Below are 17697 nucleotides of genomic sequence, written 5' to 3'. Positions count from 1 at the left end.
CATTCCACATCATCAACTGCTCTGTCTATTTTCTTCTTCCTGCTCATGCAGCTGCTCTTTTTTCTACTCGTCCCCTTTCAGGATTTCTTTGCCACAATGTCAAGTGATGAATTAAAAAAAGACAAGCAACATCAAAGAAAAATTTCTTTCACAGCACTTGCCTTTTTCTATTATATTATCGTTATAAAAGCTCCTACTTGAATGCTTACAAACTGTTCTTCAAAATCTCCAATACCTCATCATGATTCAACACCTTATATCCACCTTCCATGATGATGGTTCCATTTGCAATACCATGCAACATTTCTTCTGTTGCCCCCAACTCATGGAGATTCATTGTAAGTCCCAGTTCTTTCATCCAAACTTCCATACAGGAAAGCCCTTCTCTGGCAACCTGTTCATCAGCTTTTCCAGCAGGATTGACCTCCCACACATTCACAGCAAAACGGCAAAACTTGCTAAGACCATAAGGCATAATATACCGATATTGAACTTATTATAAATGAATCTATATCACCTGAAATGTTTTCCATTTTCCGGACTTCTGCCTCCAGAAGAAAATGACCGCCCGAATGCTCCAGTCACAAACCATTGCAATAGCAATCCCGATCACGCCCATTTTCAAAACAATTCCCAAGAGCCATGATAAAAGCAGACGCACCGCTATCGTGGAGATAACCGAAACATACATGGTAAATTTCACATCACCCGCTGCCCGCAGCCCATTACTAAGCGCACCGGAAAAGGGATATGCTGCTGCATTAAACACGTTATGGATTAAAACCAGCCAGATTACAAGCCGTTTGGTCTCCGGCTGCAAAGCATAAAATTTCATAAAGAATGGAGTCAGAAGAAAAATCAAAAGATTCCATGCCGATGAAATCAGCAATGTGATTCTTGTCAATCTCTTAAAATAATGCTCCGCAGCATCTGCATCCCCATTTCCCATACACTGTCCAATGACCGTTATAAATACGGGACCCATAGCGACTCCCGCCAGCGCAGCCAATGACCAGATACTTTGTGCAACACCATTTGCAGCAATCTGATATGTTCCAAAAAGTGCAACGATACCGCTTAATGCTACTTTGACTAACTGGAATATACCGTTTTCCATCCCATTTGGAATAGCGATTTTTAGAATTTGTTTCATGAAATCCACATTCCACCGGAAAATCCACTTGCAGCGATAGAACACTTCATTTTTTCTCTGAAAACAAAGTACTGTAATCATCACGGCTGAAAATGTCCGAGCGATCAGTGAAGGGTATGCAACACCTGCAACACCTGCACGCAAAACAAGTACACCAATGAAATTTCCAATAACATTGATGATATTGGAAATTACCGACAAATACATGGTCACACTGGTTTTTCCAATACTGCGAAAAAGGGCAGCGCCAGCATTGTAAACCGCCAATGCCGGATAGGAATATGCAGAAATCCTAAGGTATGTAATACAAGAGTGCATCACAGAATCTTCCACTTTACCGAACATCAGACGAAGCATCCCTTCATTTCCAATTAGAACCATCACTACGATCAGTATGGAAAAAATCGCAGAAAATGAAAGAAGCTGACTGGCGGATTCTCCAGCGTCATCATTTTTCTTTCTACCAATATACTGGCTGATCACAACCGCCCCTCCAGATGCCAATGCTGTAAACAGATAAATAAAAATAGTATTGAACTGATTTACCAGTGAAACACCGGATACTGCCGCTTCTCCTGCGTAGCTGACCACCAGTGTGTCCGCCATCCCTACAAGCATTATCAGCAGCTGCTCTAAAAACAGGGGAATAATCATAGCCATCAACTTCTCGTTTGAAAACAGAGTTGTTTGCTGATTCACGCCTTTTCCTCCTCTTATTGTTATTTTTTTGTTTTACAGATCATATAATCGATTGCATCAAGTGACTGCTGCTTTTCATGTACCTCATCAAGCAATTTGTACCGATATTTTCGCAACATCCTTATCTGCATTTCTTGATCTTCGCATCCTGAAATTTTTGCGATTTCTTCTTTGCTTAATCCGGCGTTTATACGGGAATCATAATCCGGTTTCATGAAATGGCACTCCCTCCTCAATAAAAAATATAGGTGCAGAAATTAAAGCTGTTTGCTTTATCTCTACACCTATATTATAATTTTCTAATTGAATTATATCAAATACTTAGTTTTTATGGTTTGTCCATGCCTAAAAAGCATTGAATATGTTTGATGAATTTTGTGGTTGCTAAGCTAAACGGCTGACCACGTTTCCATGCTAATACACTTGTTGCTGTAAGTGGCGGATCAAGCGGTCTGAATGTAACCTTTGATTGATTCCAGAACGGTACAGCCCCTTCAATCACCAATGAATATGCCAAGCCTCCATTCACCATAATTGCGCTGTTCGTACTTAAATTGCTGGTAAAAACAATATCCAGTTTCTCATAGTAGTTGCCAAACCAACTTGCCAACTCACTCTGCACATTCATACGCCTAGGAAGAATCAAAGGCAGTACAGACAAATCTTTTGCGCTTACCGTTTCTTTCTTGGAGAGTGGATCATCCGATTTCATCAGAACCACCCATTTTTCCCTTATATTCAAGCGAATAAATTCATATTTTTCCATATCAACCGGCTCAAGAAGCAAACCAATATCCAGTAGTCCCTTCTCCATTTGTTCCTTTACCAAATCTGCTGTGGCTGTAAAAATGTCAAAAGTAACACGGGGATATTTCCGACGAAAGGACTCAATTATTTTAGGAAGAAGTTGTACAGCAGCAATTTCTCCACACCCAATGGAAATTTTACCTTCCACCTGTTCCTCTTGCTCCACTAATTCTTTTTCTGTCTTATCTACAAGCTGCAAAATTTCTTCCGCACGACGGCGAAGAAGTATTCCTTCATTTGTCAATTTGATTTTCCGTGTCCCTCTATCAAACAGCTTTACACCAATATCTTCCTCCATCTGTGCAAGCTGACGTGAAAGTGTCGGCTGCGTGATATGTAAAACTTCTGAGGCTTTTGTGATACTTTCTTCCCTTACTACAGTCAGAAAATATCGAAGAACTCTAATTTCCACGAAAAATACCTCCCAAATTCATCATGCTTAATAAGTATATTTTAACGTATCTATACTCGAAAGGCAATAAAAAACATCTGCTCATCGTATGCTTACCGGTAATATAATTTTATGTAAAACTTGATAAACACCTATCATTTAATCGTTCTGTCTACATTGTAGAGCGGGGAAAATCGAAAAACAATGGACGGAGTACAAGTCCTTCCAAGAGGGATAAGAAAACTTCTGAATGGGTAAACAGTGCTAAAAAAGGTTCTGACATTGAAGCACAGCTCCATGTCAGAACCCATTTATTTCACAAATTATTTTTGGGGGTTGCGTCGCCCGGTGTTTTCCGAGCCACGCACTTCCTCATGGTAAAAGTAATCCACAATGACCGGGTGCCCAGGCTCTGCTCGTCCGTAGGGCAGCTCGTTGTCCACGAAGGGACAGCTGTTTTCTTTCGCCAGCCGTTCCGCTTGATCCTCCAAACCACGGAAGTAGCTTCTGTCTCTCTTGTTGTAGATAGCGTCGTACAGCGGAACCAAGTCAGGATGTTTTTTACGTATATAGTCAAGGATGTCTTTTTTGAATCCGCCTCGCAGGTTTAGATTTTCTAACCATATCAGGTCGCATTGATTTCTGACCTGATGGAAGATAGCCTCAAAATCCGTGATACCCGGAAAGACAGGGGCAATAAAGCAGACGGTGCGAATGCCCGCATCATAGATCTGCTTCATGGCATCCAGCCGTCGCTTGATGCTGACGGCATTGTCCATATCGTTTTTGAAATCCTCGTCCAGCGTATTGATCGACCAAGAGACCGTGACCTTTCCCAGTTCTTTCAGAAGATCGATGTCACGGATTACCAAGTCTGACTTGGTGCAGATGAGAATTTCCGCCTCGCTGCCCCGGAGCTGTTCAAGAAGCTTTCGGGTGTTCTGAAACTGAGCCTCCTGGGGCAGATAGCCATCGGTCACAGAACCGATGACTACGCGTTGCCCTTTGTACTTTTGCGGATTTTTGATTGCTGGCCAATGTTTCACATCCAGGAATGTACCCCACGGTTCGGTGTGCCCGGTAAATCGCTTCATAAACGAGGCGTAGCAGTATTTGCAGCCATGGGTACAGCCCACATAAGGATTGACGGAATAGCCTCCCACCGGCAGGGCGGATTTTGTCATAATATTTTTGGTTTCTACATCCTGAATCAGAATGCTGCTCTCTTTTACTTCTGTCATGTCTTCTGTTCCTCCAATACCCGGTAAAAAGCCGGGGGAAATTCTTGTACCATCTGTGCCTCTCCCATGATAGGAAGCAGATCTTCCTTCATAAATACAGGGATGCCAAGCTCATGGGCCTGATGTGTCAGGTTCCACACCCATTCCGGTTTCGATACGGCTTTGCCCTTCCTATGTCCGGTCTCAGTCCCAATGACGATCCACTCAATTTAATACAAACGGCCACCGCTGATGCCTCCTTACCGTTTTAAGATTTAGCCTTCTGCCGCAGGTGCAACTTTCCCGAAGCCGTTCCAGGCATACAGCCCCTTCTTGTCCTCATCGCCCAGGAACTTGTCCACCTGACAGATGTGCAGGATATGGTCGCCAACTTCCACCGACTGCTGCAGGGTGGCCACCATCGCCAGACGAGTATCCACCGGAATCTGGATATCACTGCCATCCACAGCCATCATCTCGATGTTGTTGGCGGCCACCTTGTCGGTCTCGGCACCGGTAGATGCTCCGCAGGCCATTACTGCGCCTGCCAGACTCTCACAGGGAACAGTGACAATGACTTTGCCGGTCTCACGCACACGCTTGCCGGTGTGGGACTGTTTGCCAGTGGCGAAACCCACCATAGGCGGATTGAAGGAGAGGTAAGACACAAAGCAAATGGGAGCCAGGTTCGTAGAACCATCCTCCTTTTTAGAGCAGATCAATGTCAGCGGATTGGGGGAGGTCAGAACAGTAGCCTCCATAATGTTCAGTTCTTTCATATCATTCAGACCTTTCTGAGAAATTTCAGTCGTTGACTGCATGGCCAACCAGTGATATATTTATTATACTTGACAGCAATTTTTGTTCAAGTACGCAAATTATTTGTACCTGGTATCAAAAAGTATACTGCAAAAGACGAGGAAAGATCCAATCATGACTTATGAAGAATTCAAAGAAAAGGTTGGCAGTGTCATTCTAACCGATGATGGAAACTGCCCGGTCACACCGGTGGTTCAAATGCTGCAGGGCAAATGGAAACTCCAAATTCTCTATGAACTATGCATCAAGTGTCCCATGCGGTTTGGGGAACTGAAAAAAGTTCTCAAGCCCATCACCAATACAGCCCTGACCAACGCCCTGAAGGAGCTGGAAGCGGATGAATTGATCCAGCGCATCCAATATAATGAAATGCCCCTACGAGTGGAATACTCCCTCACCGAGAAAGGACGGGATCTGTTGCCGGTCTTTTACGCCATTTCCCAATGGGGAATGAAATATATACCATGATTCTAACTATACTAATCCGCAAGATAATAGCCGGGAGGCATTGACGATTTGAGTCAACTTCCCGGCGTTTTATTTTCTGCATTTTCTACTGCTGCAAAGGATTCAGGAAGCAACCTGATTCATGAGAGTTGATAACTCCCACCGCCTGCAAATAGGCATAGATGATTACGGTCCCCACAAACTTCATGCCTCGCTTTTTCAAGTCTTTTGAGATAGCATCCGATAATGGTGAGCTGACCTTGTCTACTTCTTGGATGCTCTTTTCATCTGTCCAATGCCATAAGTATCGGTCAAAACTGCCCCACTCTTGCTGTATCTTTTGAAACGCTTGTGCGTTGACCACTGCAGCTCGTATTTTCAGCCGGTTACGGATGATTCCAGAGTCAGCTTGCAGAGCCGTCAATTTTTCTTCGCTATAAGATGCCACCTTCCGTAAATCAAACCCGGCAAAAGCACGGCGAAATGCTTCTCGTTTATTTAAGACACATTCCCAGGTGAGGCCTGCCTGAAAATTCTCCAAAATCAACATTTCAAACAGCAACTGGTCATCGTGGACCGGTCTGCCCCATTCCTCGTCATGGTATCGCAGATAAGTGGTATTAGTCGGGCTCACCCAATGGCATCGAATCTTTCCATCTGTCCACTGCATTCGTATAGTCATTTTGAACTTGCTCCGAAATCGTTATGCCTCGCACGCCTCCCGGAGAGCAGGCAGCAGCTCATCCAGCCGCCCGTCCAGACCGAAGGACTTTTCTTTGATATTGTCCGTAATGTAGATCTCACCAAGATTGAGGGTCACATAAGTGGCGTTTGGCTCGCCGGCCACCAGGCGCATCATCGGGGCCTTGATCAGCTGATTGCGCCAGCCAATGCCCAGCTCCAGAACCACCAGTTTCTTTCCGTGGTAGGTTTTCAGAAAGTTTTGGAACCGTGCCTGGGCAGAGGTATCCGGGATCATTCTCTGACCCGCGCCCATGTGGATGTCCATGGGACCTCCGCACTTGGGACAACGCGGCACCAACTCTGTAGGCACATGGCCGCCCTGTTCGGCAGCCGATAATTTTTCGGCCACCTCTAAACTTGAATAGAGGGTATCGTGGCAGGGGCGGGCACACTGCATAGTAATCCAGTTGCCCTCAATCTCATAGATTTTCGTCGGATCGAAGCCACACAGTTCAAAGTGACCTTCTCCGTTTGATGTGACGACAAAGTAATCTTTTTCTCCTACAATGGCCTTCAAATCGTTCATCACCGGCGTAGGCTGGTACTGCCCACAGTAACGATGGATGAGCCGGGCCCAGAAGGCCCATTTTTCCTCCTCGCTGGGCCATCCGGCCATCATGCCCTGCAAAATACAACGTAAGCCGTATTTTTGTTTGAAATCCCCAAACAGTCTTTCAAAAGTCGCATTGTCCGCAAACAAATGCAGTCCTTCGGTGATGGACAGGCCGTTACTGGCTCCGATCAGGATAGCGTCCGCTTCTCTGAATTTTTTCGCAATAGGGTTCCAATCAACCATATTTGTTCGCTCCTTTCTATTTTATGGTTGCTGCGATGGATCGCTCCTGCCGGAGGGCAGCCAGAGTTTCCGCCAAATCTCCTTGCAGATACAGGCTGCGTCCCCGCAGATGCTCTGGCCTATGAGCTGCCTCTCGATTAAGACATGCATAAAAGACGTTTTCGTTTTTGGCAGTAAGTTCCCAGAAGGGCAATTTGATGATACTGGGTGTCATCTCACCCACGCCAAGTTCCAACAGCAGGACTTTTTTGTCGGACTGATCCATTATCCAGTGTCGCAGGAATCTATGGTAGCGATGCAGACTATCCTGCCAGAAGGTTCCCTCCAGAAAGGTATCATCTCGTACCCAGGGCACCAGCACCCGCCCGCAATCCGGGCAACGAGGAACAGCCTCCTCCGGCAGGCGAACACCTGCCAGGCAACCAGTCAGTTCCTTCACCAGTTCGCGGTTTTCCCCAATATCATCCCGGCAGGGCTGACTGCATTGGCAGTAGCTAAATTCTCCCTGAAAGGCGCAAATTTGTTTCTGGGGAAATACTCGAAAAAACTGCTGATCCACATTGGTGGTCAGAACAAAAGCAGGTTTGTCCGCAACAAGCGCCTGCAGGTCCAGATAGGGCTGCCCAGTAGGGGCTTCCCACATGAAGCGGATATATTGACTGTAATACCCCCACTGTTCCCCATAGCTGGAAAAGCAATGGTAGAATCCAGCCAGCGGAGAGGTAAAGCCATACTGTTCGCGAAAGGGAGCCAATGCCTCCGAAAGTGCCGGGGACCAATGGTAGTGGTCGTATCCAGCCGCGCTTGACAGGCCGGAGCCGCCTCCGATCACAACGGCATCTGCTTGATCAATACGCTCAGCAAGTTCCTGAAGCGTCGCTTGGTTTCCACCCCTCATCGATCGTTATCTCCGCTGTCCATGGTATCCCGTGCATCCCGTAGCACTTGAGCAATGTCGGCCACAATGGTCATGCCCTTGTCCTCCAACTGCTTGGGCAGGAAGTTATACTTGTTGTTGACAGCAATATATCGAGCATGGGGAAAGCTGAGGGTCATGTTCCAGAAAGGTTCTTGGATAAACATGGGAGTCATTCGGCCCACGCCCAGCTCCAGGAACAAAATTTTGCTGTCTTTGTGTTCCAGCACATAGCGAGAAATTTTTTCGTACTGTTCTTCGTATTTCTTTCCTTGCAGAAAATTCCCATATCCTCGCACCCAAGGGAATGCCTCGCCGCCGCAGTGGGGGCATCGGGGAATGAGATCCGTGGGAATCTTCGTGTCACTCCCCATAGCGGCTACCATATCAGCCACCGGCTTTACCGCATCCCAAGTGTCATCGGTACAACAGGCGGCACACTGGAAGAAGCGGTGATCCCCCTGAATCTCTGCCACCTTCTCCTCCGGGTAGAGTTTGACAAACTGGGTATCCTGGTTCGTGGTGAGGATGAAGAAGTCCTTGCCTTTCAGCAAAGCGTCTAAATCCAAATAGGAATGACGCACAGGTGCGGTCTGGGTGGTGTGAAGGAATGTGGCGAGATACCCCCAATACTCTTCCCTTGTCTTCCAGGGGTGCATCATCCCTGCAAAAGCACCTTTGAAGTGGTACTTCTCGGCAAAAGGGCGGAAGTATTTGCGGTAAGAGTCGTTGTCCTCGTAGTAAAAATCTCCACCACCGGCAGCGGACAGGCCGGAGGCTCCGCCCACTACCACACAGTCAGCTTCCTTTACCTCCTGTACCAAACGATGGATCTGTTCGCTATACGGCAGCGGCTTTTTGTCAGTCAGCTGATAAGGCGTACCGCCGGAAGCATAGATATGATAGTGCCTGGAATAATTCATCTGGGTCTGCATGACCAGATCATCATAGAAGTTCATTGTCACCATTCCTTTCAAGTGGGTGTTATTTTTATTCTTACTTCAAATTATTTTAGCATCCTCTTGCGTCACTGTCAATATGTTGTTATAATAAAAATAACATCAAAGTAAAAAAGGAGATCAGGCTATGAAATATTCTACCCGCCTTAGCGATGCTGTTCATATTCTGGCTTTTATCGCTCTGTACCCAAACTGCGACCTGACCAGTAACAAGCTGGCAGAGAGCATTCAGACGAATCCTGCCTATGTGCGCCAGCTCATGTCCGCCCTGCGGAAGGGAGGACTGCTGGTCAGCGTGAAGGGACATCCCCGACCTGCTCTGGCTCGTGAGCCGGAGAAAATCACTCTGCTGGATGCCTATCGGGCAGTAGAGGGCAACAAGCCCCTGCTCCATCAGGACATCCACACCAATCCTGCCTGTGGCGTGAGTGTAAATATTCAACTGGTGCTGCGGGATTTTTACTTGGACATTCAAAAAACAGCGGAACAAAGAATGCAAGGAATCACGTTGAAAGATGTGCTGGAACAATATCACATGACTCCCATTGGTTACCCCTGTCCTTTTGCCAAACGTATGCGGGAGCTGGTGCAGAAAGAGATAGGTGATGGTGTCCGTATCTTGGATTACACCCATGACGCTGGTCCTGAACCAGAAATATTTCAGAAGTAAAGTTTCTTTTTCCTTCAGCCTATGGTAAGATAGACTTTAAGGAGGAGTGCTAAATGATTCAGAACCCCTTACCACACGACCACGGACAAACTATCGAGCAGGAACTGGAACATATGCCCAGCGTAGAAAACTTTCAAACCGTAGCTGATATTTTCAAGCAGCTGGGGGATGGCAGCCGTATTCGCATTTTTTGGTTGCTTTGCCACTGTGAGGAATGTGTTATCAATCTTTCAGCCATGGTAAATATGAGCAGTCCTGCAGTTTCTCACCATCTCAAGCAGTTGAAATCAGCAGGTCTGATCGTTAGCCGCCGGGACGGAAAAGAGGTCTATTATAAAGCGGCCGATACCGAGCAGGCCCGAAATTTCCATCACATGATTGAGTGGCTTGTAAAAATCGCCTGTCCGTCGCAAGTAGAAAAACAAAAAGGAACGCCATGAAAAAAGAAGAATCCAAAGTTATCGCTCAAAAATTTCAAAAGATTCCAAACGGCACACTCGCCTTGAAGCATTGCCGTGCTGGCGGAACGGGTACCACACTCTTTGGAGAACAGTTTCGAGCGGTTACCGCTGGAAAAGGGGGTATGGAGGCATATGAAACTTTTCCTGGAATAGAGGTATCCTTCAATGTTTTTCTTGCTTCAGAGATCAAGTTTCAGCATGATGCTTCGGATTCTGTTTTAGAAATTTACTATTGTCGCAGTGGTCGCGTGGGTTGGAATATGCAAGACGGTACTGCCGTCTATTTAGGTACAGGTGATGTGACAGCACACAGTATGGCCTGCTGCGCGGATTCCGCCATGATGTTTCCCCTAGGATATTCAGAGGGAATTTCCATTTCCGTGGATCTGAAACAGCTCTCTTCCATTTGCCCGGAAGTTTTAAAGAATGCCGGTGTGGAGGCAGACCAGTTACGGGATCGATTTTGCTCCGGAAAACCATCCGCAATCCCGTCCTGTTCCGATTTAGAGCACATTTTTGCCCCACTCTTTTCTGCTCCTGTATCCGTTCGAATTTCCCTCTTGAAATTAAAGGTGCTGGAAATTTTGATTTATTTGAGCAACATGAAATCGGAGCATAAAGAATTGACTCAATACTTCTCCCAGCAAACCGAATTGATAAAAGAAATTCATCAACAGTTGACAGAGCACTTGGATCAACGATTTACGATCGCAGAACTTTCCAAACAGTATTTGATAAATACCTCCACTCTAAAGGAGATATTCAAGGCAGTCTACGGCCAGCCTATCGCCACCTATATGAAGGAATTTCGAGTGCGTCAGGCTATGAAATTATTACGGGAAACAAATGACACTATCGCGGATATTGCTTCCCAGGTAGGCTACCAAACCCAGGGGAAATTTTCAAGCGCTTTTCAGTCTATAGTCAAAATGTCACCCAGAGAATACAGAAAAATCCAGGGTATAGCTCCATCGGATTCCTTTAGCAAAACACTGTAATGAAAAATTCTGGTAGACTACTGCCAACAAAGCCAAGTTCTTCACTTTTGATGTATAGTCAATCAGCGTTGTCATCCTAATCTGTGCTGACTGCATCAGCAGCCGTTTTCCACATACTGAACATAGGAGATCAAACCGTCTGTTCTTACAGCATCCAGTGTTTTTACGCTGATTCCCAGTATACTGGCTGCTTCCTTCCTTGTAATCAGTTTATCCATCGCCTTCTTCGTCATAGTTCATAGCGAAAGCTCCCTTCCTGTGATAGCTACATACTACCACAAAAGTAATTATCTTTCACTGACAACTATCCTAACACACAGGGATAACTTGAATAGAGTAAAATGCTCGCATCTATCATTTCAAGCAAGAGAAAATGAAGTGAAATGCTTGCATTCTCTAATGATTATTATGAATTGATTTTTAGGGCAACACAATCCGTCGAATTATTTTGCGCTTACTTTCAAAAAATCTTGAAACGCATATTTTTAAAAATGCAGATGTAGACTGTCAAGGAGCTGGAAGCGGATAAACTGATCGTCCGCACCGAGTATCCGCAGATTCCGCCGAAGGTGGAATATACGCTTTCGGAACGAGGAAAAACGCTGATGACTGTGCTGGATCAGCTCTGTGTCTGGGGCGAGGAGAATCGACTGACAGAGTGACAACTTCCAATGGAGCAGTGAAGCACACTGCCGCCTGTGAGAAATCCTACATCTCTGGGGTGATAAGAAAAAGTACAGAGAAACCATATTTTCAGAAAGCACTGCCGGGTGCTGTATCAGCATGATACTTGGCAGGCTTTATCCATATCAGTGTATGGAGATTGGAGACAACAGCAAATGAAAGAAAACTGTCTATGGTATTGGCAAAAAAAGAGACAGGGCAAATGTCGAAAGGATAGTCCAGAATTAAAGGATGCACTCCTCAGGAGGATGCTTCCACCAAACAATGAATCTATTACCAAGATATCCAGAGAAGAAGGAATCTCTGAATAGACACTTCGTAACTGGCGGGATAAAGCCAGAAAGGAAGGCTATGCTGCTCCTGGTACGGATGCTGTTCCTGATGACTGGAGTACACAGGATAAATTTTTAGTTGTTGTTGAAACAGCAGGTATGAATGAAACGGAACTTGCCGAGTATGCCCGTAAAAAAGGTCTTTATATCGAGCAGATCAAAGCCTGGAAAGATGCCTGCATGAATGCCAATGGTGGCATCGCTAAAGAAGCTTCCCGGCTTAACCGCGAACTTAAGGATTCTGAGAAAGAACGCAGAAAACTTGAAAAAGAATTACAGCGCAAGGGCTACGTCTGCTTCCATCAATCGGGGCTTGACCGTATCGCCCAGACCGTCCTCGGCGGTCTGATAGATGATATTGAAAGGTTCAAGTGTCTCCATACCGGGCAAAGGCTTTCGATTGGTGCAAGCCGCCGCAAGGCGCATGGCAAAGTAGGTCTTGCCCTCGCCGGGATTACCCTGGATAATTGTCAGCTTTCGGGAAAGGACTTGCCGTAAAACTCTATGACAAAATCAATGGGATAGCCGCCCTTGCTCTGGCTGTGGCGAAACCACTTGTTTCCCCGGACGGTCAGACTGTCATGTTCTTTCCAGCGGTATTCTCGTCCGCTTTTTATCAGTGTCTCTCCCTGTGTGCGGAGAAAATCTTCCAGACTGACGGCATTTGCCCGGTCAATCTGCGCTTGGGTATAATTCATCGGGATAGTTCCTCCTTTTTCTGTCGTGTTTGGGGTCGATTTTGGAGCTTTTGTTCCTCTGTACGCTCGTTAAATCGGGCGGCAGTATCTACACATGACTTGACCTTCCAAAGGCGGTGTAAATCGTCTCTGACAGCCTTAAACTCGCCGTAGGTGCTTTCGTGTGCCTGTTCCAGCTCGTCATACTCGTCGGACAGCTTTTTCATATCCACCTTGCCGTCCGGGAACTCCTCGGTCAGCTTTCGTCTGGCGGCGTAGAACTGTATCAGTTCCGCTTCATGCTCTGCCTTGTACTTGGCTCTGGGCTTCTCAAACTTGATTTTCTGCAAGCCGTCATAGACAGGCTTCAAGTTCTGGAAAGCGGCGGAGCTGTCATAGAGTTGCTTAATTGCTTTCATTCGGGCGGTCTGTTCGTCCAGCGTTTTCTTCAAGCTCTCTGTGGCAGCACTGTGTTCGCTGACACGGCTTTCCAAATCTTCAAGGGAGTAAATGCCGTTTGCCCGGAGATAATTGAAAGTCTCGTTCATCTCCTTTAGATTGCTGACCTTGCCTTTCTGCGAATATGCCCCGGCTCTGCGCTGGGTGTAATAGGCGCTCAGCAGCGAAACAAGGTCGGGTGCCTGCGGCTTGGCAAGCTCCGCTTTTGCTTCGGCAATCCAATCAAACAGGAGAGCGATTTTCTTCTTGATGTCCCGGATAACGGCATTGGTGGCTCTGATCCAGCGGTTGAACTCGCCTTTCTCGGTGCGTATGCCTTTCTTCTCCATTGCCTGGACGGTTGCGCCCTCATGGACGGTGGGAAAAAGCTCCACGCCCTGACGCTCATAGCTCCGGTGGTCGATACGAACATCAATACCTTTTTCCGCAAACTTGGCATTGCATAGCTCCGCCCATGCTTCACGCCAATGTTCCAGCGTTTCGGGACTGCCCCAGTCGGTAGTGGGAACGGCGTTGAACACAAACTTTCCGTCTGCGTCTCGGATACGGTTGCCGTCCTCGTCCAGCTCATACACCCGGCGTTGCTTTAGTCCCCATTTGCCGTTCTGCTCGATGGGGCGGATGGGGCAAAGCACATGAAAATGCGGATTGGGTACGCCGCCGTCCTCCCGGTCTGGCTGGTGTACGGCGAAGTCAACCACCATGCCACGGCTCACAAAGTTCTCCAATAAAAATTGCCTTGCAAGAGCGATGTTTTCCTCAAGGGAAAATTCATTCTGCAAGGCAATGTCAAAGCTGTATGCAAGCTGGGCGTTCTTTCCACGCTCGGCTTTTTCCACGGCGTTCCATAGGGTTTGGCGGTCTGCGTATTCTGGCGGTGCATGGGACGGCAAGAGAATGTCAGAGCAGATCACGCCGCCCTTGCGGGTGTAGTCGCTGTATTCGCCGTAATACTCGCTATACAATCGCTCCCCGGCTCGGTAGGCAGCAGAAGCGATAGCGGACTGTCCTGCGCTTCGCTTAGTCTGCGTGACGCTCAGATGAAATAGTGCCATCGGCTTTCAACTCCTTTTCTCCGTTTGCTTGGCTGATGTGGGTAATCGTCATGTGACGGACGGCTCGCTGGACTTCGGACAAAGAAAAGATTTGTTCCATCAGCTCTGTCATTTCGGTGCGTGTGAGATCTTTGACCTCCGGGGCAAGGCTCTCAATCGTGCCGCCCAGATTGCAAAGACGATGGGTGCGTTTCTGCCTTTCGCCTTTCTCCAGATATTTCTTTCTGTTCTCAAGACGGTTGAGCTTGTGCTGTTCCTGTGCAAGCTGCGTCTCGGCCCGTTCCTTTTCGGCTCGGAGCTGGTCAAGGGTTTTCGGTTTTGTCATTGTGATTGACCTCCTATTTTTGATTTTGGGGATAAAAAAAGACCGTCAACTTTTCGCATAGTGCGACCAGTCAACGGTCTGATTTTCGGTATTTGTTTTTCCAAACTTGCTGGCGGCGAACGGTTTGTCAAAACCGTTTGCGGACGGCAAGTACACAAGGGATAGCCGCATTAGCAGCGCAAGGGGGTGTAGCCACCTTGACGGAACGAAGTGACGAAACATTCTCGGTCATGCAGCTTTTTTCTGCTGACAGAGAATGAAGCTCCGCAGGACGCACGATACTCCCGATAGGAGAGTATAGAAGTGCGCCCTTTAGTTCCTAAAGGGATTTTATCAGTTCGCCAAACTTGAATCTGTCGTATTAGAGATTCTTCGCTTGCAGCTCCCTTAACGATTTCTTCGCTGGCGAAGTTGGTAGCGACCGATACATCACCGGCTACAAACTGTGATAATCAAAAATAAACACATTTGCCGATATTAAAGAAAGGAAGCCCCCTTTTTGGGGGCTTCCTTTCTTGTTTACTCCACCGATCAACGGCTCAATATTAAAAAATCTCCGAAACCAAGAACGCTACAACATAGCAGATCGGTTGGTGTATCATGTAAATAATAAGCGAATGTTTCCCTAAAAAGTTAATACCTGGAACTTTCCATTTTCCAAATAGCCGGTTAATCAGCCCCTTTTCCTGTAAGAAACTGTACAGGAAATATCCTGTTGCAAATAAGAAAATCCATGGGAGCAACGGAAAATAGTCGGTAGATGAAAAGCCAGCTTGCGGAAATCCAATATAAGCTAATACCGATTTCAACCATGTAACATTCAGCAAATTATCAGATAGTTGGATAGGGTCTTGCTTCGTCCAACTTCTGAGAATGAGGAATAGCACAAAACTAACACTTACCCCAACCCCAGCCGGGATTTTTTTCAGAACCTTATCCAGTAAAATCCATATCAAAATACAGCTGCCAATAAGCGTTAGAACACCGTAGCGCACCCGATCATTGGGAAGAACTATGGCGGTAACGAGCGAAACGACCACACCACCACCAAACGCCCACAATCCCCTTTTCATGTGTTTTTTCCTAAATGCCAGCTGAACCCAGCCAGCAAAATAAAAGTCCAGCAAATGGATTGCTGCCAAATATAGGCACCGTGGGACTTATACCATGGAATATCTGCATTATACAGATAAACTAAATCCCATAAGAAATGATACGAAATCATTTCAATAATGGTTATACCTCTTATCAAATCAATAAACGGTAAACGCTGCTTTATTTGCGTTGTTTCCAGCAAAATTTCATCACCCCTTTTATTTACTCCAAAATCGGCTCCACCAGCTCCGGGGCGACTCTGGCTGCTGCCGTTCCGGCTCTGCCGGAGCTACGCAATCCTCTGATTTTCTTCATGTTCTGTACCTCTTTCGTAAATTCCGATTCATAATGTAAGAGTAAGGTCTATCCGGCCTTGCTCTTTTCTTTTAAAATGGAGATATGGTCTGACGAAATTTCCGATTGGGACATCACGCCCGCAGACAAATGTGTCAGCCAGCCTCCATTTGTTGCTCACTTTTCGTATTCAAATTGTACCATAAAACTTGTGAACAGTTCTACCGCAACTTTGGACTATATGAGAAAAGTCCGAACAGTTTTCTGCCCGGACTTCCTCGCTCAATCATAAATCAATTCCGCTTTCACAATCTCCTCTGCCTGTGCCTTGCAAGCGTTCATCTGCCGCACCCATTCCATTTGATTATCGGCTTTCAGTTGCTCAGTCACACCGTTTTGCTCTGCCAGTGACCGCACGATCTGCTCCATGCGGTTTCGTGCCGCTTCGTCAATCTCGGCACAATGTTCAAAGAGCTTGTCGGATAGCACCAGTTCATTGAACAGTATCGGGCGGTGCATTTCCAGATACGCCTTGCGAAGTCTGCCGTAGTGTCCGATGGGCTTGGTCTTGCGGATAACGATGTTCGGGATAAGATAATCTCCGTTCCGTGTGTAAGTGATATTCATGCTGTTTGTACTCCTTTCATCGGCTCTCTCTGCGGTAAACTGCTGACAGGGACGAACACGCCCTTTGCAATGTCCTCCGCACGAATGGCGGCTTTCTTAGCTTCAATTTCTGCCTTTTTCCGCTTCTTGATTTTGTCCTCGTATCGCTTCTGCGCTCCGCTGGCTTTCCGCTTCAAGTAGTTCTGATGAAGCCTGTCCTTGCGTTCCTCACGCTTGCGGATTTCCTCTAATTCCTCCGGGGTAAGCTCCGCTTCTCCAAACGCCGGGGGAACGAATCGCCCAACAAAATTGAAGTAAATCTCGACCTCCTGTGTGGTCTGTATACTGCCTTTACGGTCACGCTCATGCACAAGGATTTTCTCGATAAACTCGTTGAGCATAGCAATGGTCAGCTTGTCGAAGTTCTCATACTTGTCAATCAGAGCGATAAAACGATCAGCGTCCTTTTCGTGCTTCTCATAGCTCTTGACAGCCTTTTCCAGAACAGAGATTTCAGCGGTAAGCTCGGACTGTTCCTTTTCGTATTGAGCGTCCAGAGTGGCGTATCTGCTGTCGGACAGCTTGCAAGACCACGGGTGGTGTAATTCCAGTCCTCTGGCAAAGACAGCATCATGGAAAGCAGCCCCTTGGCTTTTAACGACAGGTTTGCATTTCGTAAATGATGATTGCTCATCACAGTATAATCACGGGTCCGTTCAATGCGAAAAACGGCCATCGACCTCACTCCTTCCGACTTTTGGATATAAAAAAAGCCACAATCCCAAATCAAAGAATTGTGGCGTTCAACTTTCTCTATATTTTCTTGTGCGTTTCTTTCCCGGCTTAAAGTCGAGGATGTGTCCCTCAACAACACGGGCATACCGCTTGATTTTGATTTTCCGGCGCTGCTGGTCTTGGAGAGCATTCTGATAGCTGTCCTCTGCAAGAAACAGACGCATTTCATCACCTCTGCTCCCGTAAGCACTACACGGATGGAGAACAACAAACTCAATCATCCATCGGGTGCTGTCCTCAAAGCGTTCCACGGCAAGAATGTTATGTCCTTTCAGCTCCCTTGCTGAAATATCCA

General features: G+C 46.7%; 19 protein-coding genes and 5 pseudogenes. 5 read left to right on the top strand and 19 right to left on the bottom strand.

Annotation, left to right across the window (positions count from 1 at the left end; translation table 11 throughout):
• Positions 1-205: 205 nt before the first annotated feature.
• The 6 genes from PGS38_RS17420 to PGS38_RS00105 form a co-directional block, all read right to left on the bottom strand.
• On the bottom strand, positions 206-370 hold the full coding sequence (locus tag PGS38_RS17420) for an oxidoreductase Fe-dependent alcohol dehydrogenase family (RefSeq protein WP_022462483.1): 165 nt from the start codon (positions 368-370) through the stop codon (positions 206-208).
• A gap of 138 nt (positions 371-508) precedes the next feature.
• Positions 509-1852, bottom strand: coding sequence for an MATE family efflux transporter (locus tag PGS38_RS00125; RefSeq protein ID WP_117760428.1), 1344 nt, complete (start codon positions 1850-1852; stop codon positions 509-511).
• Between the two features lie 20 nt (positions 1853-1872).
• On the bottom strand, positions 1873-2067 hold the full coding sequence (locus PGS38_RS00120; protein WP_022462481.1) for a DUF4224 domain-containing protein: 195 nt from the start codon (positions 2065-2067) through the stop codon (positions 1873-1875).
• A 113-nt stretch (positions 2068-2180) separates the two neighbouring features.
• Positions 2181-3071, bottom strand: coding sequence for a LysR family transcriptional regulator (locus PGS38_RS00115; RefSeq protein WP_022462480.1), 891 nt, complete (start codon positions 3069-3071; stop codon positions 2181-2183).
• Positions 3072-3373: 302 nt separating this feature from the next.
• Positions 3374-4291 carry a radical SAM mobile pair protein B gene (locus tag PGS38_RS00110; RefSeq protein WP_118639929.1) on the bottom strand — a complete coding sequence of 306 codons (918 nt, stop codon included), beginning with the start codon at positions 4289-4291 and terminating at the stop codon, positions 3374-3376.
• A 254-nt stretch (positions 4292-4545) separates the two neighbouring features.
• Positions 4546-5049, bottom strand: coding sequence for a flavin reductase family protein (locus tag PGS38_RS00105; protein WP_118639930.1), 504 nt, complete (start codon positions 5047-5049; stop codon positions 4546-4548).
• A gap of 154 nt (positions 5050-5203) precedes the next feature.
• On the opposite strand from PGS38_RS00105, the gene PGS38_RS00100 reads away from it, so the two are divergent.
• On the top strand, positions 5204-5557 hold the full coding sequence (locus PGS38_RS00100) for a winged helix-turn-helix transcriptional regulator (protein WP_117800764.1): 354 nt from the start codon (positions 5204-5206) through the stop codon (positions 5555-5557).
• 85 nt (positions 5558-5642) lie between these two features.
• Here PGS38_RS00100 and PGS38_RS00095 read toward each other — a convergent pair whose 3' ends face one another.
• The 4 genes from PGS38_RS00095 to PGS38_RS00080 are packed head-to-tail and all read right to left on the bottom strand — an operon-like array spanning position 5643 to position 8951.
• Positions 5643-6206, bottom strand: a complete 564-nt coding sequence (locus tag PGS38_RS00095) for a DNA-3-methyladenine glycosylase I (RefSeq protein ID WP_118639952.1) — start codon at positions 6204-6206, stop codon at positions 5643-5645.
• Positions 6207-6239: 33 nt separating this feature from the next.
• Entirely contained in the window at positions 6240-7076 is an 837-nt protein-coding gene (locus PGS38_RS00090) for an SIR2 family NAD-dependent protein deacylase (RefSeq protein ID WP_118639931.1), read from the bottom strand.
• 16 nt (positions 7077-7092) lie between these two features.
• A complete protein-coding gene (locus PGS38_RS00085; protein WP_118639932.1) occupies positions 7093-7974 on the bottom strand; it encodes an SIR2 family NAD-dependent protein deacylase in 882 nt (293 codons plus the stop codon).
• Positions 7971-8951: an SIR2 family NAD-dependent protein deacylase gene (locus PGS38_RS00080; RefSeq protein WP_173829423.1), complete on the bottom strand. Its 981-nt coding sequence runs from the start codon at positions 8949-8951 to the stop codon at positions 7971-7973. The genes PGS38_RS00085 and PGS38_RS00080 overlap by 4 nt, the downstream gene beginning before the upstream one ends.
• A gap of 127 nt (positions 8952-9078) precedes the next feature.
• Here PGS38_RS00080 and PGS38_RS00075 point away from each other — a divergent pair, with 127 nt between their 5' ends.
• Genes PGS38_RS00075 through PGS38_RS00065 form a run of 3 tightly spaced genes read left to right on the top strand, consistent with a single transcriptional unit; the run spans position 9079 to position 11080 of the window.
• On the top strand, positions 9079-9621 hold the full coding sequence (locus tag PGS38_RS00075; RefSeq protein ID WP_243104816.1) for an Rrf2 family transcriptional regulator: 543 nt from the start codon (positions 9079-9081) through the stop codon (positions 9619-9621).
• Positions 9622-9674: 53 nt separating this feature from the next.
• Entirely contained in the window at positions 9675-10061 is a 387-nt protein-coding gene (locus tag PGS38_RS00070; RefSeq protein ID WP_055228485.1) for an ArsR/SmtB family transcription factor, read from the top strand.
• The gene (locus PGS38_RS00065) at positions 10058-11080 is read left to right on the top strand and encodes a helix-turn-helix domain-containing protein (protein ID WP_118639933.1); all 1023 of its coding nucleotides are present in this window, start codon (positions 10058-10060) and stop codon (positions 11078-11080) included. The genes PGS38_RS00070 and PGS38_RS00065 overlap by 4 nt, the downstream gene beginning before the upstream one ends.
• A 95-nt stretch (positions 11081-11175) precedes the next feature.
• Here PGS38_RS00065 and PGS38_RS00060 read toward each other — a convergent pair whose 3' ends face one another.
• Positions 11176-11313: a hypothetical protein gene (locus PGS38_RS00060; RefSeq protein ID WP_442857661.1), complete on the bottom strand. Its 138-nt coding sequence runs from the start codon at positions 11311-11313 to the stop codon at positions 11176-11178.
• A gap of 273 nt (positions 11314-11586) precedes the next feature.
• Between PGS38_RS00060 and PGS38_RS00055 the strand changes: the two are divergent.
• Positions 11587-11742, top strand: a pseudogene (locus tag PGS38_RS00055) (winged helix-turn-helix transcriptional regulator); the annotation flags it as partial.
• 636 nt (positions 11743-12378) lie between these two features.
• Here PGS38_RS00055 and PGS38_RS00050 read toward each other — a convergent pair.
• The 8 genes and pseudogenes from PGS38_RS00050 to PGS38_RS00015 all read right to left on the bottom strand — a co-directional run.
• Positions 12379-12794 (bottom strand): annotated as a pseudogene (locus PGS38_RS00050) (AAA family ATPase); the annotation flags it as partial.
• Complete coding sequence (gene mobQ, locus PGS38_RS00045; RefSeq protein WP_118639934.1) at positions 12791-14287, bottom strand: MobQ family relaxase; 1497 nt, start codon at positions 14285-14287, stop codon at positions 12791-12793. The pseudogene PGS38_RS00050 and the gene mobQ, both read right to left, overlap by 4 nt.
• The gene (locus PGS38_RS00040) at positions 14253-14612 is read right to left on the bottom strand and encodes a DUF3847 domain-containing protein (RefSeq protein ID WP_117509145.1); all 360 of its coding nucleotides are present in this window, start codon (positions 14610-14612) and stop codon (positions 14253-14255) included. Before PGS38_RS00040 ends, mobQ begins: the two co-directional genes overlap by 35 nt.
• Positions 14613-15157: 545 nt before the next feature.
• A pseudogene (locus PGS38_RS00035) lies at positions 15158-15837 on the bottom strand (heparan-alpha-glucosaminide N-acetyltransferase domain-containing protein).
• A gap of 446 nt (positions 15838-16283) precedes the next feature.
• Entirely contained in the window at positions 16284-16628 is a 345-nt protein-coding gene (locus PGS38_RS00030) for a TnpV protein (protein ID WP_118639935.1), read from the bottom strand.
• Positions 16625-17191: pseudogene (locus PGS38_RS00025) on the bottom strand (DUF4368 domain-containing protein); the annotation flags it as partial. The pseudogene PGS38_RS00025 and the gene PGS38_RS00030, both read right to left, overlap by 4 nt.
• Positions 17191-17343: pseudogene (locus tag PGS38_RS00020) on the bottom strand (helix-turn-helix domain-containing protein); the annotation flags it as partial. The pseudogenes PGS38_RS00025 and PGS38_RS00020, both read right to left, overlap by 1 nt.
• A 67-nt stretch (positions 17344-17410) precedes the next feature.
• On the bottom strand, positions 17411-17697 hold a 287-nt coding region (locus tag PGS38_RS00015; RefSeq protein ID WP_270475717.1), incomplete at its 5' end, for a DUF5720 family protein.

This window comes from Fusicatenibacter saccharivorans (genome assembly GCF_027667425.1).
Taxonomy (GTDB): domain Bacteria; phylum Bacillota; class Clostridia; order Lachnospirales; family Lachnospiraceae; genus Fusicatenibacter; species Fusicatenibacter saccharivorans.
Note: the sequence above shows the minus strand (reverse complement) of the source record. Positions and strands in the feature narration are given on the sequence as shown.